Consider the following 22,618-nt stretch of genomic DNA (forward strand, 5'->3'; position numbering starts at 1 on the left):
GAGAAAGCAATGAAAGCTCTGCTCGATCTATTCAAGCAAGTCCAACAGGAAGAAGTTTTCGACGCGATCAAGATCGGTCTGGCCTCGCCCGACAAGATCCGTTCGTGGTCGTTCGGCGAAGTGAAGAAGCCGGAGACCATCAACTACCGTACGTTCAAGCCGGAACGCGATGGTCTGTTCTGCGCGAAGATCTTCGGGCCGATCAAGGACTACGAGTGCCTGTGCGGCAAGTACAAGCGCCTGAAGCACCGCGGCGTGATCTGCGAGAAGTGCGGCGTCGAAGTGACGCTGGCGAAGGTGCGTCGCGAACGGATGGGCCACATCGAACTGGCCTCGCCGGTCGCGCACATCTGGTTCCTGAAGTCGCTGCCGTCGCGTCTGGGCATGGTGCTCGACATGACGCTGCGCGACATCGAACGCGTGCTGTACTTCGAAGCGTACGTGGTGATCGAACCGGGCATGACGCCGCTGAAGGCGCGGCAGATCATGACCGAAGAGGATTACTACAACAAGGTCGAGGAATACGGCGACGAATTCCGTGCCGAAATGGGCGCGGAAGGCGTGCGTGAACTGCTGCGCGCGATCAATATCGACGAGCAGGTCGAGACGCTGCGCACCGAGCTGAAGAACACCGGCTCGGAAGCGAAGATCAAGAAGTACGCGAAGCGCCTGAAGGTCCTCGAGGCATTCCAGCGTTCGGGCATCAAGCCCGAGTGGATGATCCTCGAAGTGCTGCCGGTGCTGCCGCCGGAACTGCGTCCGCTGGTGCCGCTGGACGGCGGCCGTTTCGCGACGTCGGACCTGAACGACCTGTATCGCCGCGTGATCAACCGTAACAACCGGTTGAAGCGTCTGCTCGAGCTGAAGGCGCCTGAAATCATCGTCCGCAACGAAAAGCGGATGCTGCAGGAAGCCGTCGACTCGCTGCTCGACAACGGTCGTCGCGGCAAGGCGATGACGGGCGCGAACAAGCGTCCGCTGAAGTCGCTCGCCGACATGATCAAGGGCAAGGGCGGTCGTTTCCGTCAGAACCTGCTGGGCAAGCGCGTCGACTACTCGGGCCGTTCGGTCATCGTGGTCGGCCCGACGCTGAAGCTGCACCAGTGCGGTCTGCCGAAGCTGATGGCGCTCGAACTGTTCAAGCCGTTCATCTTCAACAAGCTGGAAGTGATGGGCGTTGCCACGACCATCAAGGCTGCGAAGAAGGAAGTCGAGAACCAGACGCCGGTGGTGTGGGACATCCTCGAAGAGGTGATCCGCGAGCACCCGGTGATGCTGAACCGTGCGCCGACGCTGCACCGTCTCGGTATCCAGGCGTTCGAGCCGGTCCTGATCGAAGGCAAGGCGATCCAGCTGCACCCGCTCGTCTGCGCGGCGTTCAACGCCGACTTCGACGGTGACCAGATGGCCGTTCACGTGCCGCTGTCGCTCGAAGCGCAGATGGAAGCGCGCACGCTGATGCTGGCGTCGAACAACGTGCTGTTCCCGGCCAACGGCGATCCGTCGATCGTGCCGTCGCAGGATATCGTGCTGGGTCTGTACTACGCGACCCGCGAAGCGGTCAACGGCAAGGGCGAAGGCCTGTCGTTCACGGGCGTGTCGGAAGTCATTCGCGCGTACGAGAACAAGGAAGTCGAGCTGGCCTCGCGCGTCAACGTGCGGATCACCGAAATGGTCCACAACGAAGACACGTCCGAAGGCGCGCCGCCGTTCGTGCCGAAGATCACGCTGTACGCGACGACCGTCGGTCGCGCGATCCTGTCGGAGATCCTGCCGCACGGCCTGCCGTTCTCGGTGCTGAACAAGCCGCTGAAGAAGAAGGAAATCTCGCGCCTGATCAACACGGCGTTCCGCAAGTGCGGTCTGCGTGCGACGGTCGTGTTCGCCGACCAGCTGATGCAGTCGGGTTTCCGTCTCGCGACGCGTGCCGGCATCTCGATCTGCGTGGACGACATGCTCGTGCCGCCGCAGAAGGAAACGATCGTCGGCGACGCCGCGAAGAAGGTGAAGGAGTACGACCGCCAGTACATGTCGGGTCTCGTCACCGCGCAGGAACGCTACAACAACGTGGTCGACATCTGGTCGGCAACGTCGGAAGCGGTCGGCAAGGCGATGATGGAGCAGCTGTCGACGGAGCCGGTGACGGACCGCGACGGCAACGAGACGCGCCAGGAGTCGTTCAACTCGATCTACATGATGGCCGACTCGGGCGCCCGGGGTTCGGCGGTTCAGATTCGTCAGCTGGCCGGTATGCGTGGCCTGATGGCGAAGCCGGACGGCTCGATTATCGAGACGCCGATTACCGCGAACTTCCGCGAAGGTCTGAACGTGTTGCAGTACTTCATCTCGACCCACGGTGCACGTAAGGGTCTGGCTGATACGGCACTGAAGACCGCGAACTCGGGTTACCTGACACGTCGTCTGGTCGACGTCACGCAGGATCTGGTCGTGGTGGAAGACGATTGCGGCACGTCGAACGGCGTGGCGATGAAGGCGCTGGTCGAAGGCGGTGAAGTCGTCGAAGCGCTGCGCGACCGTATCCTCGGCCGCGTCGCGGTCGCGGACGTCGTGAACCCGGAAACGCAGGAAACGCTGTATGAATCGGGCACGCTGCTCGACGAAACGGCGGTCGAGGAAATCGAACGCCTCGGCATCGACGAAGTGCGCGTGCGCACGCCGCTGACCTGCGAGACGCGTTACGGCTTGTGCGCAGCCTGCTACGGTCGCGACCTCGGCCGCGGCTCGCTCGTGAACGTCGGCGAAGCGGTCGGCGTGATCGCGGCGCAGTCGATCGGCGAACCGGGCACGCAGCTGACGATGCGTACGTTCCACATCGGTGGCGCGGCATCGCGTGCGGCAGTGGCTTCGTCGGTCGAAGCGAAGAGCAACGGTATCGTTCGCTTCACGGCGACGATGCGCTACGTCACGAACGCGAAGGGCGAGCAGATCGTCATTTCCCGTTCGGGCGAAGCGATGATCACCGACGACTTCGGTCGCGAGCGCGAGCGTCACAAAGTGCCGTACGGCGCGACGCTGCTGCAGCTCGACGGCGCGACGATCAAGGCCGGCACGCAGCTCGCCACGTGGGATCCGCTGACGCGTCCGATCATCACCGAGTACGGTGGTACGGTGAAGTTCGAGAACGTCGAGGAAGGCGTGACCGTCGCGAAGCAGATCGACGACGTGACCGGCCTGTCGACGCTGGTCGTGATCGACGTGAAGCGCCGCGGTTCGCAGGCTTCGAAGAGCGTGCGTCCGCAGGTGAAGCTGCTCGACGCGAACGGCGAGGAAGTGAAGATTCCGGGCACGGAGCACGCAGTGCAGATCGGCTTCCAGGTCGGCGCGCTGATCACCGTGAAGGATGGCCAGCAGGTGCAGGTCGGTGAAGTGCTCGCACGTATCCCGACGGAAGCGCAGAAGACGCGTGACATTACCGGCGGTCTGCCGCGGGTGGCGGAACTGTTCGAAGCGCGTTCGCCGAAGGATGCCGGCATTCTCGCGGAAGTCACCGGTACGACGTCGTTCGGCAAGGACACGAAGGGCAAGCAGCGTCTCGTCATCACGGACCTCGAGGGCAACCAGCACGAGTTCCTGATCGCGAAGGAAAAGCAGGTTCTGGTTCACGATGCCCAGGTCGTCAACAAGGGCGAAATGATCGTGGACGGTCCGGCCGATCCGCACGACATCCTGCGTCTGCAGGGTATCGAGGCGCTGTCGCGCTACATCGTCGACGAAGTGCAGGACGTGTACCGTCTGCAGGGCGTGAAGATCAACGACAAGCACATCGAGGTGATCGTTCGCCAGATGCTGCGTCGTGTGCAGATCACCGACAACGGCGATACGCGCTTCATCCCGGGCGAACAGGTCGAGCGTTCCGACATGCTGGACGAGAACGATCGCATGATCGCCGAGGGCAAGCGTCCGGCTTCGTACGACAACGTGCTGCTCGGTATCACGAAGGCATCGCTGTCGACCGACTCGTTCATCTCCGCGGCATCGTTCCAGGAAACGACCCGCGTGCTGACCGAAGCGGCGATCATGGGCAAGCGCGACGATCTGCGCGGCCTGAAGGAAAACGTGATCGTCGGCCGTCTGATTCCGGCCGGTACGGGTCTCGCGTTCCACAAGGCACGCAAGGCGAAGGAATCTTCGGATCGCGAGCGTTTCGACCAGATCGCAGCGGAAGAGGCATTCGACTTCGGCACGCCGAGCGCGCCGGCGGAAGAGCCGCAACACCCGGCAGCCGAGTAAGCGCGGCGCGGCGCAAGCCGCGTTGCCTTGCTATCATCGCTGTCACCGAAACCGCCCGGTTCTGCCGGGCGGTTTTTTTTCATCCTTCGTTCACGCGCATGACGTGCCTGTGCCGCGCCGGCGCATGCCCCGCGATCGCCTTCGGTATGACCGCGACAGGCCCGTGATGCACGCGAACGAACCCTGACCGAATGGCCAACATCGTGCGATTCGCCACGCGTCGCGCGAGCGGGTTGTTAAAATTGCGGTCATCGTTTAGCCGTCCCTGGTCTCATTCATGTCCCGCGCCCTCGAAATACTCGACGAAGTCTTTGGTTACTCCGCCTTTCGCGGCCAGCAGGGCGAGATCGTCGAGCACGTCGCCGGCGGCGGCGATTGTCTCGTGCTGATGCCGACCGGCGGCGGCAAGTCGCTGTGCTACCAGATCCCCGCGCTGCTGCGCCGCGAGGCTGGGCAGGGCGCCGGCATCGTCGTGTCGCCGCTGATCGCGCTGATGCAGGACCAGGTCGCCGCGTTGAGCGAAGTCGGCGTGCGTGCGGCCTACCTGAATTCGACGCTGTCGGGCGCCGAGGCGGCGGCCACCGAGCGCGCGCTGCGCGAGGGCGACATCGATCTGCTGTACGTCGCGCCGGAGCGGTTGATGACCGGGCGCTTCCTCGAGCTGCTCGAGCGCGCGAAGATCGGCCTGTTCGCGATCGACGAAGCGCACTGCGTGTCGCAATGGGGGCACGATTTCCGCCCGGAATACATTCAGCTGTCGGTGCTGCACGAGCGCTTCCCGTCGGTGCCGCGCATCGCGCTGACCGCCACTGCCGATGCGATCACGCGCGACGAAATCATCCATCGTCTCGCGCTCGACGACGCGCGCGTGTTCGTGTCGAGCTTCGACCGCCCGAACATCCGCTACCGGATCGTCGAGAAGGACAACGCGCGTTCGCAGCTGCTCGACTTCATCCGCGCCGAGCACACGAATGCCGACGGCACGACGGACGCCGGCGTCGTCTATTGCCTGTCGCGCCGCAAGGTCGAGGAAACAGCCGAATGGCTGAAGGCGCAGGGCGTGCGCGCGCTGCCGTATCACGCGGGCATGGAGTTCGAGGTGCGGCAGAAGCACCAGGAAATGTTCCAGCGCGAGGAAGGCATCGTGATGTGCGCGACGATCGCGTTCGGCATGGGCATCGACAAGCCCGACGTACGCTTCGTCGCGCACCTCGATTTGCCGAAGAGCGTCGAAGGCTACTACCAGGAGACCGGCCGCGCGGGCCGCGACGGGATGCCCGCGAACGCGTGGATGGCGTATGGCCTCGGCGACGTCGTCCAGCAGCGCAAGATGATCGACGAGTCGGACGCGGACGACGCGCACAAGCGCGTGCAGACGTCGAAGCTCGACGCGCTGCTTGGGCTGTGCGAGACGATCTCGTGCCGCCGCGTCCGGCTGCTGAACTACTTCGGCGAGGCGAGCCAGCCGTGCGGCAACTGCGACACGTGCCTCGAGCCGCCCGATTCCTGGGACGCGACGCGCGAGGCGCAGATGGCGCTGTCGTGCGTGTTCCGCGCGCAGCGTGCAAGCGGCTTCAACTTCGGCGCGAGCCATCTGATCGAGATCCTGCGCGGCGGCCGCACGGAGAAGGTGCTGCAGCGCGGCCATGACCAGTTGAGCACGTTCGGGATCGGCGCGGCGCTCTCCGAGCCCGAGTGGCGCGCGATTTTCCGGCAACTGGTCGCGTACGGCTACCTGGCCGTCGATCATGGCGGCTTCGGCGCGCTGGTGCTCACCGAGGCCGCGAAGCCGGTGCTGAAGAACGAGGAAAAGGTCACGCTGCGCCGCTACGTGAAGCCGCAGCGCACGCGCCAGTCGTCGAGCCGCAGCGGCACGCGCGTCGACCCGACGGCCGGCATGGGCGCCCGCGAGCGCGCACGGTGGGACGCGCTGCGCGCCTGGCGCGCGGAAACCGCAAAGACGGACGGCGTGCCGGCCTACGTGATCTTCCACGACGCGACGCTCGCCGAAATCGCGCGCAACGCGCCGGAGACGATCGAGGACCTGCGCCACATCCCCGGCATGGGCGTGCGCAAGCTCGAGCGCTTCGGCGACGAGATCATCGACGTCGTCGAATCGGCCTGACACAGCGTTCCGACCCCTGCTGTAAACCGCGCGCTCGGCCGGCAAATCACGCAAGCCGTTGACTTAGTTGGCATTTCCGGAATATCATGCTGGGTTCCGGTATTCGGTGGGCCGAGTCGCGTTCGACAGTTCGCACCCGATTCGCCGGTTCGGAAGTCAACTGTGCGTCGATTCTCGCTTTGCCCGAAATCGGCGTGCAGATTTTGTTCAATTTCAGGAATAAACAATGCCAACCATCAACCAACTGGTTCGCAAAGGCCGTCAGTCGGAAACGACGAAGAGCAAGAGCCCGGCCCTGCAGGACTGCCCCCAGCGTCGCGGCGTGTGCACCCGTGTGTACACGACGACGCCGAAGAAGCCTAACTCGGCACTCCGTAAGGTCGCCAAGGTTCGTCTGACGAACGGCTTCGAAGTGATTTCGTACATCGGCGGTGAAGGCCACAACCTGCAGGAACACTCGGTTGTGCTGATCCGCGGCGGCCGTGTGAAGGACTTGCCGGGTGTGCGTTACCACATGGTTCGCGGCTCGCTGGATACCCAGGGCGTCAAGGACCGTAAGCAAGCGCGTTCGAAGTACGGCGCGAAGCGTGCAAAGGCTGCCAAGTAAGCAGTTTTTGATCAGGGATCGCCGCAGGGCGGTCAAGGCGGGAGTGCCGGATTGCCGGTGCTGTCGAGTAAGTGGTCACCCGGCCAAGCTGGTTAGTCGTGAAGATGTGATCGGGTTTGTTGGTGGCCGCGGAGCTGAATCCAGCTCCAACTGAACAAGTAAAGGAAGAATCATGCCGCGTCGTCGCGAAGTCCCCAAGCGGGAAGTGTTGCCGGATCCGAAGTTCGGTAACGTTGATGTTGCCAAGTTCATGAACATGCTGATGCTGTCCGGCAAGAAGTCGGTCGCAGAGCGCATCGTTTATGGCGCATTCGAACAAATCCAGACCAAGGGTGGCAAGGACCCGCTGGAAGTGTTCACGGTTGCGCTCAACAACGTGAAGCCGGTGGTCGAAGTGAAGAGCCGTCGCGTTGGTGGTGCCAACTATCAAGTTCCGGTCGAAGTGCGCCCGTCGCGTCGTATGGCATTGGCGATGCGCTGGCTGCGTGAGGCTGCGAAGAAGCGCAGCGAGAAGTCGATGGCCCTGCGCCTGGCAGGTGAACTCTCCGAGGCGGCCGAAGGCCGTGGCGGCGCGATGAAGAAGCGCGACGAAGTTCACCGCATGGCAGAAGCCAACCGCGCGTTCTCGCATTTCCGTTTCTAAGCGCCTGGCTGGGCTGTTTGCGGAAATAAATTCCGGGCGGGTGCGCTTTTCAGGCGCCTCGCCCGTTTGTGTTGAGGCGTGATGCGGCAGGGCTGCATCACGTCATCCCAGTAGAGGATCAAAGTGGCTCGCAAGACTCCTATCGAGCGCTACCGCAATATCGGTATTAGCGCTCACATCGACGCCGGCAAAACGACGACGACCGAGCGCATTCTGTTTTACACCGGTGTGAACCACAAGATCGGTGAAGTCCACGACGGCGCAGCCACGATGGACTGGATGGAGCAGGAACAGGAACGTGGCATCACGATCACGTCCGCTGCTACCACGGCCTTCTGGAAGGGCATGGGCGGCAACTATCCGGAACACCGCATCAACATCATCGACACCCCGGGCCACGTCGACTTCACGATCGAAGTGGAGCGCTCGATGCGCGTGCTCGACGGCGCGTGCATGGTGTACTGCGCAGTGGGCGGCGTGCAGCCGCAGTCGGAAACGGTGTGGCGCCAGGCGAACAAGTACAAGGTGCCGCGTCTCGCGTTCGTCAACAAGATGGACCGTACCGGCGCGAACTTCTTCAAGGTCTACGACCAGCTCCGTCTGCGCCTGAAGGCGAACCCGGTTCCGGTCGTGGTGCCGATCGGCTCGGAAGAAAACTTCAAGGGCGTGGTCGACCTGATCAAGATGAAGGCGATCATTTGGGACGAAGCGTCGCAAGGCACGAAGTTCGACTACGTCGACATCCCGGCCGAGCTCGCGGAAACCTGCAAGGAATGGCGCGAAAAGATGGTCGAAGTGGCTGCCGAAGCCAGCGAAGACCTGATGAACAAGTACCTGGAAGAAGGCGATCTGCCGGAAGCCGACATCGTCAAGGCGCTGCGTGATCGTACGATCGCATGCGAAATCCAGCCGATGCTGTGCGGTACCGCGTTCAAGAACAAGGGCGTGCAGCGTATGCTCGACGCCGTGATCGACTTCCTGCCGTCGCCGGTCGACATCCCGCCGGTCAAGGGCGAACTCGAAAACGGCGAAGAAGCCGAGCGCAAGGCGTCGGACGAAGAGAAGTTCTCGTCGCTCGCGTTCAAGATCATGACCGACCCGTTCGTCGGCCAGCTGATCTTCTTCCGTGTGTACTCGGGCGTCGTCAATTCGGGCGACACGCTGCTGAACTCGACCAAGGGCAAGAAGGAACGCCTCGGCCGTATTCTGCAGATGCACGCGAACCAGCGTGAAGAAATCAAGGAAGTCCGCGCAGGCGACATCGCCGCAGCGGTCGGCCTGAAGGAAGCGACCACGGGCGACACGCTGTGCGACCCGGCGAACCCGATCGTTCTCGAACGCATGGTGTTCCCGGAGCCGGTGATTTCGCAGGCAGTCGAGCCGAAGACCAAGGCCGACCAGGAAAAGATGGGCCTCGCGCTGAACCGTCTGGCTCAGGAAGACCCGTCGTTCCGCGTGCAGACCGACGAAGAGTCGGGCCAGACCATCATTTCGGGGATGGGCGAGCTCCACCTCGAAATTCTGGTCGACCGGATGAAGCGTGAATTCGGCGTGGAAGCGACCGTCGGCAAGCCGCAGGTTGCGTACCGCGAAACGATCCGTTCGACGGCGAAGGATGTCGACGGCAAGTTCGTCAAGCAGTCGGGTGGTCGCGGCCAGTACGGTCACGCGGTCATCACGCTCGAGCCGAACGAACAAGGCAAGGGCTACGAGTTCTTCGACGAGATCAAGGGTGGTGTGATTCCGCGCGAATACATCCCGGCGGTCGACAAGGGTATCCAGGACACGCTGAAGTCGGGCGTGCTGGCTGGCTTCCCGGTCGTCGACGTGAAGGTTCACCTGACGTTCGGTTCGTACCACGACGTTGACTCGAACGAAAACGCGTTCCGCATGGCCGGTTCGATGGCGTTCAAGGAAGCGATGCGCAAGGCGAACCCGGTCGTCCTCGAGCCGATGATGGCTGTCGAAGTCGAGACGCCGGAAGACTACATGGGCAACGTGATGGGCGACCTGTCGGGCCGTCGCGGTATCGTCCAGGGCATGGAAGACATGGTCGGCGGCGGCAAGATCGTGCGCGCCGAAGTGCCGCTGTCGGAAATGTTCGGTTACTCGACGTCGCTGCGTTCGCTGACGCAAGGTCGTGCAACGTACACGATGGAGTTCAAGCACTACGCTGAAGCTCCGCGCAACGTTGCCGAAGCGATCATCAGCGCGAAGTCGAAGTAAATCTGCAGCTACCAACCGATAATTTTTGAAAGAAGAGAATCATGGCAAAAGGTAAATTTGAGCGGACCAAGCCGCACGTGAACGTTGGTACGATTGGTCACGTTGACCACGGCAAGACGACGCTGACGGCAGCGATCACGACGGTTCTGACGAAGAAGTTCGGCGGCGAAGCGAAGGCGTACGACCAGATCGACGCGGCACCGGAAGAAAAGGCGCGCGGCATCACGATCAACACGGCACACGTCGAGTACGAAACGGCTAACCGCCACTACGCACACGTCGACTGCCCGGGCCACGCTGACTATGTGAAGAACATGATCACGGGCGCAGCGCAGATGGACGGCGCGATCCTGGTTTGCTCGGCAGCAGACGGCCCGATGCCGCAAACGCGTGAGCACATCCTGCTGGCGCGTCAGGTTGGCGTTCCGTACATCATCGTGTTCCTGAACAAGTGCGACATGGTGGACGACGCAGAACTGCTCGAGCTGGTCGAGATGGAAGTTCGCGAGCTCCTGTCGAAGTACGACTTCCCGGGCGACGACACGCCGATCGTGAAGGGTTCGGCAAAGCTGGCGCTGGAAGGCGACACGGGCGAGCTGGGCGAAGTGGCGATCATGAGCCTGGCCGACGCGCTGGACACGTACATCCCGACGCCGGAGCGTGCAGTTGACGGCGCGTTCCTGATGCCGGTGGAAGACGTGTTCTCGATCTCGGGCCGCGGTACGGTGGTGACGGGTCGCGTCGAGCGCGGCATCGTGAAGGTCGGCGAGGAAATCGAAATCGTCGGTATCAAGCCGACGGTGAAGACGACCTGCACGGGCGTTGAAATGTTCCGCAAGCTGCTGGACCAAGGCCAGGCAGGCGACAACGTCGGTATCCTGCTGCGCGGCACGAAGCGTGAAGACGTGGAGCGCGGCCAGGTTCTGGCGAAGCCGGGTTCGATCACGCCGCACACGCACTTCACGGCTGAAGTGTACGTGCTGAGCAAGGACGAAGGCGGCCGTCACACGCCGTTCTTCAACAACTACCGTCCGCAGTTCTACTTCCGTACGACGGACGTGACGGGCTCGATCGAGCTGCCGAAGGACAAGGAAATGGTGATGCCGGGCGACAACGTGTCGATCACGGTGAAGCTGATTGCTCCGATCGCGATGGAAGAAGGTCTGCGCTTCGCGATCCGCGAAGGCGGCCGTACCGTCGGCGCCGGCGTCGTCGCCAAGATCATCGAGTAAGATCGACGATCCGCGGATCCCGACGGGGTCCGCGATTGCACGGTAAGCAGCTGTGTACCGTCGAAACCGGGTGTCCAGTTCGATCTGGCACCCGGTTTTTCTTTGTGGCGTGCGAATCGCCCTATTGACAAACGCCCGCCACCGCGAATTTTCGTGTAGAATCGCGGGCTTAGCAGTGGAAGTCCTGTCCGGAACCTGATGCTTCGCTCCCCGCAGGCGTCATGTTTCACGTTCTTTTAGTGTCCGGCGATGCAACATCGCCTCGCTCTTTTCAAGGAATTGTCATGCAGCAACAGAAAATCCGCATTCGCCTGAAGGCATTCGACTATCGTCTGATCGATCAATCGGCTGCCGAAATCGTCGATACCGCGAAGCGGACTGGCGCAATCGTCCGTGGCCCGGTGCCGCTGCCGACGCGCATTCAGCGTTTTGACATCCTGCGTTCGCCGCACGTCAACAAGACGTCGCGCGATCAGCTCGAAATCCGCACCCACCAGCGCCTGATGGACATCGTCGACCCGACGGACAAGACCGTTGACGCGCTGATGAAGCTCGACCTGCCGGCTGGTGTCGACGTGGAAATCAAGCTGCAGTAAGGCTTCCAGCGCCGGTCGGCATGCCGGGCGGCGCTAAGTCTTTGTATTGCTTGCGGAAATCGAGAAGTCGGGCTATACTGCTTGGCTTTTCGCGTATTCGCGTAAAAAAGTTGGGCCTTGCGTGCCCGGCATTTTGTAAATCAGCCCCGACCAATCGCAGTCGGGAATGGAGAAAATGATGAGCCTTGGACTCGTAGGTCGCAAGGTTGGCATGACCCGTATCTTCACGGCTGAAGGGGATTCGATTCCCGTCACCGTGCTGGACGTGTCGGACAACCGCGTGACGCAGATCAAGACTGTTGAAACCGACGGCTACACGGCCGTGCAGGTTGCATTCGGCTCCCGCCGCGCATCGCGCGTGACGAAGCCGCTGGCAGGTCATCTCGCCAAAGCCGGTGTCGAAGCCGGTGAAATCCTCAAGGAATTCCGCATTGACGCGGCCAAGGCAGCCGAGCTGTCGAATGGCGCCGTGGTCGGTGCAGATCTTTTCGAAGTGGGCCAGAAGGTCGACGTGCAAGGCGTGTCGATCGGTAAGGGCTACGCCGGTACGATCAAGCGTTACAACTTCTCCTCCGGCCGTGCCACGCACGGTAACTCGCGCTCGCACAACGTGCCGGGCTCGATCGGTATGGCGCAGGATCCGGGTCGTGTTTTCCCGGGTAAACGCATGACGGGTCACATGGGTGACGTGACGGTGACGGTGCAGAACCTCGAAATCGCCCGTATCGACGCAGAGCGCAAGCTGCTGCTCGTGAAGGGTGCGATTCCGGGCGCGAAGGGCGGCAAGGTCTTCGTGACGCCGGCCGTCAAGACCAAGGGGGCGAAATAATGGAACTCAAGCTCCTGAACGAAAATGGTCAGGAAGGTGCAGTGGTCAACGCATCGGACGTCGTGTTCGGTCGTGACTACAACGAAGCGCTGATCCACCAGGTCGTCGTCGCTTACCAGGCGAATGCTCGCCAGGGTAACCGCGCACAGAAGGACCGTGAGCAAGTCAAGCACACGACCAAGAAGCCGTGGCGCCAGAAGGGTACGGGCCGCGCTCGTGCCGGTATGTCGTCGAGCCCGCTGTGGCGTGGCGGTGGTCGTATCTTCCCGAATTCGCCGGAAGAAAACTTCTCGCACAAGGTCAACAAGAAGATGCATCGCGCAGGTCTCTGCTCGATCTTCTCGCAGCTGGCCCGTGAAGGCCGTCTGTCGGTCGTCGAGGACATCATCCTCGAAGCGCCGAAGACCAAGCTGCTGGCCGACAAATTCAAGACCATGGGTCTCGACTCCGTTCTGATCATCACGGACACGGTCGACGAGAACCTGTACCTGGCTTCGCGCAACCTGCCGCACGTGGCGATTGTCGAGCCGCGCTACGCTGACCCGCTGTCGCTGATCTACTTCAAGAAAGTGCTGGTCACGAAGGCTGCGGTCGCCCAGATCGAGGAGTTGCTGTCATGAGCGAGATTCGCAAGAACGATCATCGTTTGATGCAGGTCCTGCTCGCACCGGTGATCTCGGAAAAGGCGACGCTGGTTGCCGACAAGAACGAGCAAGTCGTGTTCGAAGTCGCACCGGATGCCACGAAGCAGGAAGTGAAGGCGGCTGTCGAGCTGCTGTTCAAGGTTGAAGTTGATTCGGTCAACGTGCTGGTTCAGAAGGGCAAGCAAAAGCGCTTCGGCCGTTCGATGGGCCGCCGCAAGGACGTGAAGAAGGCGTACGTTTGCCTGAAGCCCGGCCAGGAAATCAACTTTGAAGCGGAGGCCAAGTAATCATGGCAATCGTTAAAGTTAAGCCGACATCGCCGGGTCGCCGCGCGATGGTCAAGGTGGTCAACAAGAACCTGCACCAGGGCAAGCCGTTCGCGGCACTGCTCGACTCGCAGAGCTCGACCGCCGGCCGTAACAACAACGGTCGTATCACCACGCGTCACAAGGGTGGTGGTCACAAGCAGCACTATCGTATCGTCGATTTCCGTCGCACGAAGGATGGCATCCCGGCAAAGGTCGAACGTCTCGAGTACGACCCGAACCGCAGCGCGAACATCGCGCTGGTGCTCTACGCAGACGGCGAACGTCGCTACATCATCGCCCCGAAGGGCCTGACCGTCGGCCAACAGCTGATGTCGGGTTCGGAAGCGCCGATCCGTGCAGGCAACACGCTGCCGATCCGCAACATTCCGGTCGGTACGACGATCCACTGCATCGAGATGCTGCCGGGCAAGGGCGCGCAAATGGCGCGTTCGGCTGGCACGTCGGCCATGCTGCTCGCACGTGAAGGCGTCTACGCGCAGGTTCGTCTGCGTTCGGGCGAAATCCGCCGCGTGCACATCGAGTGCCGTGCAACGATCGGTGAAGTCGGCAACGAAGAGCATAGCCTGCGCCAGATCGGCAAGGCTGGCGCGAACCGCTGGCGCGGTATCCGCCCGACGGTGCGTGGCGTTGCGATGAACCCGGTCGATCACCCGCACGGTGGTGGTGAGGGCAAGACGGCTGCAGGTCGCGACCCGGTGAGCCCGTGGGGTACGCCGGCTAAGGGTTACCGCACCCGCAGCAACAAGCGCACGACGACGATGATCGTCCAGCGCCGTCACAAGCGTTAAGGAGTAGGCAATGGCACGTTCTGTTAAAAAAGGTCCGTTCTGCGACGCCCATTTGCTGAAGAAAGTTGAGGCGGCTGCAGCTTCGCGCGACAAAAAGCCGATCAAGACCTGGTCGCGTCGCTCGACGATTCTGCCGGATTTCATCGGCCTGACGATCGCTGTTCACAACGGCCGTCAACACGTTCCGGTGTACATCTCGGAAAACATGGTCGGCCACAAGCTTGGCGAGTTCGCACTGACCCGTACGTTCAAGGGTCACGCAGCCGACAAGAAGGCCAAGAAATAAGGGGCAATCAAGATGGAAGTGAAAGCAATTCATCGCGGTGCCCGCATCTCGGCGCAGAAAACGCGCCTTGTGGCTGACCAGATCCGCGGTTTGCCGGTCGACAAGGCGCTGAACGTTCTGACGTTCTCGCCGAAGAAGGCGGCTGGCATCGTGAAGAAGGTTGTGCTGTCGGCAATCGCGAATGCGGAGCACAACGAAGGCGCTGATATCGACGAGCTCAAGATCAAGAGCATCTACGTCGACAAGGCTGCATCGCTCAAGCGTTTCACCGCGCGCGCCAAGGGCCGCGGTAACCGCATCGAGAAGCAATCCTGTCACATCACTGTGACGGTCGGGAATTAAGGAGCCATACGATGGGACAGAAAATTCATCCGACTGGCTTCCGCCTGGCTGTCAGCCGCAATTGGGCTTCGCGTTGGTACGCGAACAACAACAATTTCGCGGCGATGCTGCAGGAAGACATCGGTGTTCGTGAGTACCTGAAGAAGAAGCTGAAGAACGCTTCGGTCGGTCGGGTCGTCATCGAGCGTCCGGCGAAGAACGCGCGCATCACGATTTACAGCTCGCGTCCGGGCGTGGTCATCGGCAAGAAGGGCGAGGATATCGAACAGCTGAAGACGGAACTGCAACGCCGCATGGGCGTGCCGGTTCACGTCAACATCGAAGAAATCCGCAAGCCGGAAACCGATGCTCAGCTGATCGCTGACTCGATCACGCAACAGCTCGAGCGCCGGATCATGTTCCGTCGCGCGATGAAGCGTGCGATGCAGAACGCGATGCGTCTGGGTGCCCAAGGCATCAAGATCATGAGCGCAGGCCGTCTGAACGGTATCGAAATCGCTCGTACGGAGTGGTATCGCGAAGGTCGCGTGCCGCTTCACACGCTGCGTGCTGATATCGACTACGCGACTTCGGAAGCGAAGACGACTTACGGGATCATCGGCGTCAAGGTGTGGGTCTACAAGGGCGATACGCTCGGCCGCAACGACGCACCGGTGGTGGAAGAAGTAGCCGAAGACAAGCGTCCGCGTCGCAATGCGCGTCCGGGCGACCGTCGTCCGCGCCGTGACGGCGAAGGCGGCGCTCCGGGTGCTCGTCGTGGCGCACCGCGCCGTGGCGCCGGCAAGCCCGAAGACGGCAAGACTGGAGAATAACGATGCTGCAACCGAAACGCAGAAAGTATCGTAAAGAGCAGAAGGGTCGTAACACCGGCAAGGCGACGCGCGGCAACGCAGTGTCGTTCGGTGAATTCGGCCTGAAGGCGATCGGTCGCGGTCGTTTGACCGCACGTCAGATTGAAGCGGCGCGTCGTGCAATGACGCGTCACATCAAGCGTGGCGGCCGCATCTGGATCCGGATCTTCCCGGACAAGCCGATTTCGCAGAAGCCGGCCGAAGTGCGTATGGGTAACGGTAAGGGTAACCCGGAGTACTACGTCGCCGAGATTCAGCCGGGCAAGATGCTCTATGAAATGGACGGCGTAACCGAAGAACTGGCACGCGAAGCGTTCCGTCTGGCCGCAGCCAAGCTGCCGCTGAAGACGGCATTCATCGTGCGCCAGCTCGGCGCCTAAGGAGAAAACATGAAGGCTTCCGAACTTCTCCAGAAAGACCAGGCCGCGCTCAACAAGGAGCTGGCGGACCTGCTGAAGGCGCAATTCGGCCTGCGCATGCAACTCGCGACCCAGCAGCTCACGAACACGAGCCAGCTGAAGAAGGTTCGTCGCGACATCGCACGTGTGCGGACCGTCATGACTCAGAAGGCGAACCAGAAATGAACGATAGCGTGAAAACCTCGCTGAAGCGGACGCTGGTCGGTCGGGTCGTCAGCAACAAGATGGACAAGACCGTCACCGTGCTGATCGAGCACCGCGTCAAGCATCCGATCTACGGCAAGTATGTCGTGCGCTCGAAGAAGTACCACGCGCACGATGAAGCGAACACCTACAACGAAGGCGATCTCGTCGAAATCCAGGAAACGCGTCCTGTTTCGAAGACGAAGGCCTGGACGGTGTCGCGCCTCGTCGAAGCCGCTCGCGTCATCTAAGCGGGCAGCGCAGTAGGCAGTAACGGGCACTTCGTCACGAAGTGCTTGAAATCGCAAAGTTTTTGCTTGCGGGACCAGGATTATTTGTTATAATCCTGGTCTTCCCTCTTTATGGGAGCCCCGTCGCGGGCGAAGTTGGTGGGGGAAGCGGACTGGCGCCTGCCTGTCCGAAAGATTCACCGAATTGCGATGGCGGGTTTCGTTTGCCGTCGCTGCTGTTCCAACCCAAGCAGCCGATTGGCTGACGGGACCAAGACTGACCGAATGCATCATGGTGGTGCATCCGGATTAAGTTGGGAAAGACAAACCATGATCCAGACCGAATCTCGGCTCGAAGTAGCCGACAACACGGGTGCACGTGAAGTCCTGTGCATCAAGGTGCTCGGCGGCTCGAAGCGTCGTTATGCCGGCATTGGCGACATCATCAAGGTGAGCGTCAAAGAGGCAACGCCGCGCGGGCGCGTGAAGAAAGGCGAAATCTACAACGCCGTGGTGGTTCGCACCGCCAAGGGCGTGCGCCGTCAAGACGGCTCGCTGATCAAGTTCGACGGCAACGCCGCTGTGCTTTTGAATAACAAGCTCGAGCCGATCGGCACCCGTATCTTCGGGCCGGTGACGCGTGAGCTGCGTAGCGAACGATTCATGAAGATCGTTTCGCTGGCGCCGGAAGTGCTGTAAGGAGTCGCGATGAACAAGATTCGCAAAGGTGACGAAGTCATCGTCGTCACTGGCAAGGACAAGGGCAAGCGCGGCGTCGTGCTGGCTGTCGGTGCTGAACATGTGACGGTTGAAGGTATCAACCTCGTCAAGAAGCATGTGAAGCCGAACCCGATGAAGGGTACGACGGGCGGCGTGGAAGCGAAGACGATGCCCCTGCATATTTCGAACGTCGCACTGGTCGACGCGAATGGCAAGGCGTCGCGTGTTGGCATCAAGGTCGAGGAAGGCAAGAAGGTTCGCTTCCTGAAGACGACCGGTGCCGTACTGAGCGCCTGACGCAGCGGAGTAAAAAATGGCTCGTTTTCAAGAGTTTTACAAAGAAAAGGTTGTGCCCGGCCTGATCGAGAAGTTCGGTTACAAGTCGGTCATGGAAGTGCCGCGCATCACCAAGATCACGCTGAACATGGGTCTTGGCGAAGCGATCGCTGACAAGAAGATCATCGAGAACGCCGTTGGCGACCTCACGAAGATCGCCGGCCAGAAGCCGGTCGTCACGAAGGCTCGCAAGGCAATCGCAGGCTTCAAGATCCGCCAGGGTTATCCCATCGGCGCGATGGTGACGCTGCGTGGCCAGGCGATGTACGAATTCCTCGACCGTTTCGTGACGGTTGCCCTGCCCCGCGTGCGTGACTTCCGCGGTGTGTCGGGTCGTGCTTTCGATGGCCGTGGCAACTACAACATCGGTGTGAAAGAGCAGATCATTTTCCCCGAAATCGATTACGACAAGATCGACGCACTGCGTGGGCTGAACATCAGCATCACGACGACTGCGAAGACCGACGACGAAGCAAAGGCTCTGCTCGCCAGCTTCAAGTTCCCGTTCAGAAACTGAGGTTACCGTGGCTAAACTGGCACTGATCGAACGTGAAAAGAAGCGCGCCCGCCTGGTCGCGAAGTTCGCAGCAAAGCGCGAAGCGCTGAAGGCGATCGTCGAAGACCAAAGCAAGTCGGAAGAAGAGCGCTACGAAGCACGCCTGGAGCTGCAGCAACTGCCCCGCAACGCAAACCCGACCCGCCAGCGTAACCGCTGCGCGATCACGGGCCGTCCGCGTGGCACGTTCCGTAAATTCGGCCTCGCGCGTAACAAGATTCGTGAAATCGCATTCCGTGGCGAGATTCCTGGCCTGACCAAGGCGAGCTGGTAATAGGAGAAACGTAAATGAGCATGAGTGATCCTATCGCCGATATGCTGACTCGCATCCGCAACGCGCAGATGGTCGAGAAGGTATCGGTCGCGATGCCCTCGTCGAAGGTCAAGGTTGCAATCGCGCAAGTCCTGAAGGACGAAGGCTATATCGACGATTTCGCCGTGAAGGCGGAAGGTGCGAAGTCCGAACTGAATATCGCGCTGAAGTACTACGCAGGTCGCCCGGTCATCGAACGCCTCGAGCGCGTGTCGAAGCCTGGTCTGCGCGTGTACCGCGGCCGCAACGACATTCCGCAGGTCATGAATGGCCTCGGTGTGGCAATCGTGTCGACGCCGAAGGGCGTGATGACCGACCGCAAGGCGCGCGCTACCGGCGTCGGCGGCGAAGTCATCTGCTACGTCGCTTAAAGCCGAGGAGAGAGAAACATGTCTCGAGTAGGTAAAAGCCCGATCGCGCTGCAAGGCGCGGAAGTCAAGCTGGCCGACGGTGCAATCACCGTCAAGGGTCCGCTGGGCACCATCACGCAAGCGATCAATCCGCTCGTGAACGTGGCGAACAACGACGGCACGCTGAATCTGTCGCCGGTCGACGAAAGCCGCGAAGCAAATGCACTGTCGGGCACGATGCGCGCGATCATCGCGAATGCCGTGCACGGCGTGACCAAGGGTTTCGAGCGCAAGCTGACGCTGGTTGGCGTCGGTTACCGTGCGCAAGCGCAAGGCGACAAGCTGAACCTGTCGCTGGGTTTCTCGCACCCGGTGGTGCACCAGATGCCGGAAGGCGTCAAGGCTGAAACCCCGACGCAAACCGAAATCGTGATCAAGGGGATCAATAAGCAACAAGTCGGTCAAGTGGCTGCGGAAGTCCGCGGTTACCGTCCGCCGGAGCCCTACAAGGGCAAGGGCGTGCGTTATGCCGACGAGGTTGTGATCCTCAAAGAAACGAAGAAGAAGTAAGGGTGCGCAATCATGGATAAGACTCAATCTCGCCTGCGCCGCGCTCGCCAGACGCGTATCAAGATCGCTGAGCTGCAGGTCGCGCGTCTCGCCGTGCATCGCACGAACACGCACATCTACGCTCAAGTGTTCTCGCCCTGCGGCACCAAGGTGCTCGCCAGCGCGTCGACGCTCGAGGCAGAAGTGCGCGCAGAACTGGCCGACAAGTCGGGCAAGGGCGGCAACGTCAATGCCGCGACGCTGATCGGCAAGCGTATTGCCGAAAAGGCAAAGGCTGCCGGCATCGAATCCGTCGCCTTCGACCGCTCGGGCTTCCGCTACCACGGCCGCGTCAAGGCGCTGGCTGAGGCAGCTCGCGAAGCTGGGCTCAAGTTCTAAGGAAGGAATTCGTCATGGCAAAGATGCAAGCGAAAGTTCAGGCTGACGAGCGCGACGACGGCCTTCGCGAAAAGATGATTTCGGTCAATCGCGTGACCAAGGTCGTGAAGGGTGGCCGTATTCTCGGCTTCGCCGCACTGACCGTGGTTGGCGACGGTGATGGCCGCATCGGTATGGGCAAGGGCAAGGCGAAGGAAGTGCCGGTCGCTGTCCAGAAGGCAATGGAACAAGCTCGCCGCAACATGTTCAAGGTGCCGCTCAAGAACGGCACGCTGCAGCACGAAGTGCACGGCAAGCACGGCGCATCCGCTGTCCTCCTCGCTCCGGCGAAGGCAGGTACGGGCGTGATCGCAGGCGGCCCGATGCGCGCAGTGTTCGACGTGATGGGCGTTCAGAACGTCGTGGCGAAGAGCCACGGTTCGACGAACCCGTACAACCTCGTTCGCGCCACGCTGGACGGCCTGCGCAAGCAGTCGACCCCGGCAGACATCGCGGCGAAGCGCGGCAAGTCCGTCGAAGATATTTTGGGCTAAGCCCGGGTGGTCACCATGTCTGAAAAAACTGTCAAGGTTCAGCTCGTGAAGAGCCTGATCGGGACCCGCGAATCGCACCGCGCGACCGTGCGTGGCCTGGGCCTGCGCCGACTCAACTCGGTTAGCGAGCTGCAGGACACGCCGGCGGTCCGCGGCATGATCAACAAGGTCTCGTACCTCGTTAAGGTCATCGCGTAAGCGGCCCTACGGATCAAGGAGTTGATATGGAATTGAATAACCTGAAGCCGGCAGCTGGCGCCAAGCACGCCAAGCGTCGCGTCGGTCGTGGCATCGGTTCGGGCCTCGGCAAGACGGCTGGCCGTGGTCACAAGGGTCAGAAATCGCGTTCGGGCGGCTTCCACAAAGTCGGTTTCGAAGGCGGTCAGATGCCGCTGCAACGTCGTCTGCCGAAGCGCGGCTTCACGTCGCTGACGAAGGAATTCGTCGGTGAAGTGCGCTTGGGCGACCTCGAGAAGCTGCCGGTCGACGAGATCGATCTGCTCGCACTGAAGCAAGCCGGCCTGGTCGGCGAGCTGACGAAGAGCGCAAAGATCATCGCGACGGGCGAACTGAAGCGCAAGATCGTCGTGAAGGGTCTCGGTGCCACCAAGGGTGCGCGCGCTGCGATCGAAGCGGCTGGCGGTTCGTTCGCCGAGTGACACGCGTAGCGCGTCGTCACTTGCATTCATCGGAGAAGGTACTTGGCTAACAGCCCGAGTCTTGCAAAACCCGGTCGAAGCACGGCGAAATTCGGCGATCTGCGCCGGCGAGCGATGTTCCTGCTCCTGGCGCTGATCGTCTATCGCATCGGCGCGCACATTCCCGTGCCGGGCATCGATCCGGATCAACTGGCCAAGCTGTTCCAGAGCCAGGCGGGCGGCATCCTGGGCATGTTCAACATGTTCTCGGGTGGCGCACTTTCCCGCTTCACGATCTTTGCGCTGGGGATCATGCCGTACATCTCGGCGTCGATCATCATGCAGTTGCTGGCGATCGTTTCGCCGCAGCTCGAGGCGCTGAAGAAGGAAGGGCAGGCAGGGCAACGGAAGATCACGCAGTACACGCGGTATTTCACCGTGGTGCTCGCGACCTTCCAGGCATTCGGTATCGCGGCCGCGCTGGAAAACCAGCCGGGCCTCGTCACCGATCCCGGCACGCTGTTCCGTCTGACGACGGTCGTGACGCTGGTGACGGGCACGATGTTCCTGATGTGGCTCGGCGAGCAGATTACCGAGCGTGGTCTGGGCAACGGTATCTCGATCATCATCTTCGGCGGGATCGCAGCAGGGTTCCCGAATGCCGTGGGCGGGTTGTTCGAGCTGGTGCGTACGGGTTCGATGAGCATCATTTCGGCGATCATCATCGTCGTTCTGATCGCCGCGGTGACTTACCTGGTCGTGTTCATCGAACGCGGTCAGCGCAAGATCCTCGTGAACTACGCGAAGCGCCAGGTCGGCAACAAGATCTACGGCGGGCAGTCGTCGCATCTGCCGCTGAAGCTGAACATGTCGGGCGTGATTCCGCCGATCTTTGCATCGTCGATCATTCTGTTCCCGGCAACGATTCTCGGCTGGTTCAGTACCGGTCAGCCGACGGGAAGCTGGATTTCCAATACGTTGCATAACGTTGCGGAAGCGCTGAAGCCGGGCCAGCCGGTCTATGTGCTGCTGTACACGCTGGCAATCGTGTTTTTCTGCTTCTTCTACACCGCACTGGTGTTCAACAGCAGGGAGACCGCGGACAACCTGAAGAAGAGCGGCGCGTTTGTTCCGGGCATCCGTCCGGGCGATCAGACCGCACGATATATCGACCGCATCCTCACGCGTCTGACGCTGGCCGGTGCGATCTACATCGTCTTCGTGTGTCTGCTGCCGGAATTCCTGGTGCTGCGCTGGAACGTGCCGTTTTATTTTGGTGGAACGTCGCTGCTGATCATTGTCGTCGTCACGATGGACTTTATGGCGCAGGTGCAGTCGTACGTTATGTCGCAACAGTATGAGTCTCTGCTCAAGAAGGCAAACTTCAAGGGCGGCAACATCCCGATGCGTTGAAAGGACTATGGCCAAAGACGATGTAATCCAGATGCAGGGCGAGGTGATTGAAAACCTCCCGAATGCGACCTTCCGTGTGAAGCTGGAAAACGGCCATGTCGTGTTGGGGCATATTTCCGGAAAGATGCGGATGCACTACATCCGCATTCTGCCCGGCGACAAGGTGACGGTTGAGTTGACGCCTTACGATCTGTCTCGTGCGCGGATCGTGTTCCGGGCGAAGTGATTTG

29 protein-coding genes are annotated in these 22,618 nt (G+C 61.2%); all 29 read left to right on the forward strand.

The window, feature by feature from the left end:
- The first annotated feature begins 9 nt into the window (after positions 1-9).
- Entirely contained in the window at positions 10-4,251 is a 4,242-nt protein-coding gene (gene rpoC / locus KR541_RS01400; RefSeq protein ID WP_050013169.1) for a DNA-directed RNA polymerase subunit beta', read from the forward strand.
- A gap of 277 nt (positions 4,252-4,528) precedes the next feature.
- The gene (gene recQ / locus KR541_RS01405) at positions 4,529-6,376 is read left to right on the forward strand and encodes a DNA helicase RecQ (RefSeq protein WP_050013168.1); all 1,848 of its coding nucleotides are present in this window, start codon (positions 4,529-4,531) and stop codon (positions 6,374-6,376) included.
- 226 nt (positions 6,377-6,602) lie between these two features.
- Positions 6,603-6,983 carry a 30S ribosomal protein S12 gene (gene rpsL / locus KR541_RS01410; RefSeq protein WP_006400662.1) on the forward strand — a complete coding sequence of 127 codons (381 nt, stop codon included), beginning with the start codon at positions 6,603-6,605 and terminating at the stop codon, positions 6,981-6,983.
- 172 nt (positions 6,984-7,155) lie between these two features.
- A complete protein-coding gene (rpsG, locus tag KR541_RS01415) occupies positions 7,156-7,626 on the forward strand; it encodes a 30S ribosomal protein S7 (protein ID WP_006477195.1) in 471 nt (156 codons plus the stop codon).
- A gap of 123 nt (positions 7,627-7,749) precedes the next feature.
- Positions 7,750-9,852 (forward strand): elongation factor G, encoded by a 2,103-nt coding sequence (fusA, locus tag KR541_RS01420; RefSeq protein WP_044849034.1) that lies wholly within the window; start codon positions 7,750-7,752, stop codon positions 9,850-9,852.
- A 41-nt stretch (positions 9,853-9,893) separates the two neighbouring features.
- Complete coding sequence (tuf, locus tag KR541_RS01425; RefSeq protein WP_011350666.1) at positions 9,894-11,084, forward strand: elongation factor Tu; 1,191 nt, start codon at positions 9,894-9,896, stop codon at positions 11,082-11,084.
- A gap of 284 nt (positions 11,085-11,368) precedes the next feature.
- Entirely contained in the window at positions 11,369-11,680 is a 312-nt protein-coding gene (rpsJ, locus tag KR541_RS01430; RefSeq protein WP_004199280.1) for a 30S ribosomal protein S10, read from the forward strand.
- Between the two features lie 178 nt (positions 11,681-11,858).
- The gene (gene rplC / locus KR541_RS01435; RefSeq protein WP_006482922.1) at positions 11,859-12,509 is read left to right on the forward strand and encodes a 50S ribosomal protein L3; all 651 of its coding nucleotides are present in this window, start codon (positions 11,859-11,861) and stop codon (positions 12,507-12,509) included.
- Positions 12,509-13,129, forward strand: a complete 621-nt coding sequence (gene rplD / locus KR541_RS01440) for a 50S ribosomal protein L4 (RefSeq protein ID WP_006477192.1) — start codon at positions 12,509-12,511, stop codon at positions 13,127-13,129. Before rplC ends, rplD begins: the two co-directional genes overlap by 1 nt.
- Positions 13,126-13,440 carry a 50S ribosomal protein L23 gene (gene rplW, locus KR541_RS01445; protein ID WP_004199275.1) on the forward strand — a complete coding sequence of 105 codons (315 nt, stop codon included), beginning with the start codon at positions 13,126-13,128 and terminating at the stop codon, positions 13,438-13,440. The genes rplD and rplW overlap by 4 nt, the downstream gene beginning before the upstream one ends.
- A 2-nt stretch (positions 13,441-13,442) precedes the next feature.
- A complete protein-coding gene (gene rplB / locus KR541_RS01450; RefSeq protein ID WP_006482900.1) occupies positions 13,443-14,270 on the forward strand; it encodes a 50S ribosomal protein L2 in 828 nt (275 codons plus the stop codon).
- Positions 14,271-14,280: 10 nt separating this feature from the next.
- Complete coding sequence (gene rpsS, locus KR541_RS01455; RefSeq protein WP_004199273.1) at positions 14,281-14,556, forward strand: 30S ribosomal protein S19; 276 nt, start codon at positions 14,281-14,283, stop codon at positions 14,554-14,556.
- A 12-nt stretch (positions 14,557-14,568) separates the two neighbouring features.
- Positions 14,569-14,898 carry a 50S ribosomal protein L22 gene (gene rplV, locus KR541_RS01460; protein ID WP_004199272.1) on the forward strand — a complete coding sequence of 110 codons (330 nt, stop codon included), beginning with the start codon at positions 14,569-14,571 and terminating at the stop codon, positions 14,896-14,898.
- Positions 14,899-14,909: 11 nt separating this feature from the next.
- Positions 14,910-15,710 carry a 30S ribosomal protein S3 gene (gene rpsC, locus KR541_RS01465; RefSeq protein ID WP_006482899.1) on the forward strand — a complete coding sequence of 267 codons (801 nt, stop codon included), beginning with the start codon at positions 14,910-14,912 and terminating at the stop codon, positions 15,708-15,710.
- 2 nt (positions 15,711-15,712) lie between these two features.
- The gene (gene rplP, locus KR541_RS01470) at positions 15,713-16,129 is read left to right on the forward strand and encodes a 50S ribosomal protein L16 (protein WP_006482873.1); all 417 of its coding nucleotides are present in this window, start codon (positions 15,713-15,715) and stop codon (positions 16,127-16,129) included.
- A 9-nt stretch (positions 16,130-16,138) separates the two neighbouring features.
- Positions 16,139-16,333 carry a 50S ribosomal protein L29 gene (rpmC, locus tag KR541_RS01475; protein ID WP_006400652.1) on the forward strand — a complete coding sequence of 65 codons (195 nt, stop codon included), beginning with the start codon at positions 16,139-16,141 and terminating at the stop codon, positions 16,331-16,333.
- A complete protein-coding gene (gene rpsQ, locus KR541_RS01480; protein ID WP_006477189.1) occupies positions 16,330-16,602 on the forward strand; it encodes a 30S ribosomal protein S17 in 273 nt (90 codons plus the stop codon). The genes rpmC and rpsQ overlap by 4 nt, the downstream gene beginning before the upstream one ends.
- Before the next feature lie 309 nt (positions 16,603-16,911).
- Positions 16,912-17,280, forward strand: a complete 369-nt coding sequence (rplN, locus tag KR541_RS01485; RefSeq protein WP_006482918.1) for a 50S ribosomal protein L14 — start codon at positions 16,912-16,914, stop codon at positions 17,278-17,280.
- Between the two features lie 9 nt (positions 17,281-17,289).
- On the forward strand, positions 17,290-17,598 hold the full coding sequence (gene rplX, locus KR541_RS01490) for a 50S ribosomal protein L24 (protein ID WP_006477187.1): 309 nt from the start codon (positions 17,290-17,292) through the stop codon (positions 17,596-17,598).
- A gap of 16 nt (positions 17,599-17,614) precedes the next feature.
- Entirely contained in the window at positions 17,615-18,154 is a 540-nt protein-coding gene (gene rplE, locus KR541_RS01495) for a 50S ribosomal protein L5 (RefSeq protein ID WP_006477186.1), read from the forward strand.
- 7 nt (positions 18,155-18,161) lie between these two features.
- Entirely contained in the window at positions 18,162-18,467 is a 306-nt protein-coding gene (gene rpsN / locus KR541_RS01500; RefSeq protein WP_006482884.1) for a 30S ribosomal protein S14, read from the forward strand.
- A gap of 14 nt (positions 18,468-18,481) precedes the next feature.
- Positions 18,482-18,877, forward strand: a complete 396-nt coding sequence (gene rpsH, locus KR541_RS01505) for a 30S ribosomal protein S8 (RefSeq protein ID WP_006477185.1) — start codon at positions 18,482-18,484, stop codon at positions 18,875-18,877.
- An 18-nt stretch (positions 18,878-18,895) separates the two neighbouring features.
- On the forward strand, positions 18,896-19,426 hold the full coding sequence (rplF, locus tag KR541_RS01510; protein ID WP_006477184.1) for a 50S ribosomal protein L6: 531 nt from the start codon (positions 18,896-18,898) through the stop codon (positions 19,424-19,426).
- Positions 19,427-19,438: 12 nt separating this feature from the next.
- Positions 19,439-19,804, forward strand: a complete 366-nt coding sequence (gene rplR, locus KR541_RS01515; protein ID WP_006477183.1) for a 50S ribosomal protein L18 — start codon at positions 19,439-19,441, stop codon at positions 19,802-19,804.
- Positions 19,805-19,818: 14 nt separating this feature from the next.
- Positions 19,819-20,337, forward strand: coding sequence for a 30S ribosomal protein S5 (gene rpsE, locus KR541_RS01520; RefSeq protein ID WP_006752931.1), 519 nt, complete (start codon positions 19,819-19,821; stop codon positions 20,335-20,337).
- Between the two features lie 15 nt (positions 20,338-20,352).
- Entirely contained in the window at positions 20,353-20,535 is a 183-nt protein-coding gene (gene rpmD / locus KR541_RS01525) for a 50S ribosomal protein L30 (RefSeq protein ID WP_006400644.1), read from the forward strand.
- Between the two features lie 26 nt (positions 20,536-20,561).
- On the forward strand, positions 20,562-20,996 hold the full coding sequence (gene rplO / locus KR541_RS01530) for a 50S ribosomal protein L15 (RefSeq protein WP_006482880.1): 435 nt from the start codon (positions 20,562-20,564) through the stop codon (positions 20,994-20,996).
- 42 nt (positions 20,997-21,038) lie between these two features.
- Positions 21,039-22,388: a preprotein translocase subunit SecY gene (gene secY, locus KR541_RS01535; RefSeq protein WP_050013167.1), complete on the forward strand. Its 1,350-nt coding sequence runs from the start codon at positions 21,039-21,041 to the stop codon at positions 22,386-22,388.
- Positions 22,389-22,395: 7 nt separating this feature from the next.
- Entirely contained in the window at positions 22,396-22,614 is a 219-nt protein-coding gene (infA, locus tag KR541_RS01540; RefSeq protein ID WP_004521905.1) for a translation initiation factor IF-1, read from the forward strand.
- Positions 22,615-22,618: the final 4 nt, after the last annotated feature.

The organism is Burkholderia sola, from assembly GCF_905400185.1.
In the GTDB taxonomy this organism is placed as follows: Bacteria; Pseudomonadota; Gammaproteobacteria; order Burkholderiales; family Burkholderiaceae; genus Burkholderia; species Burkholderia sola.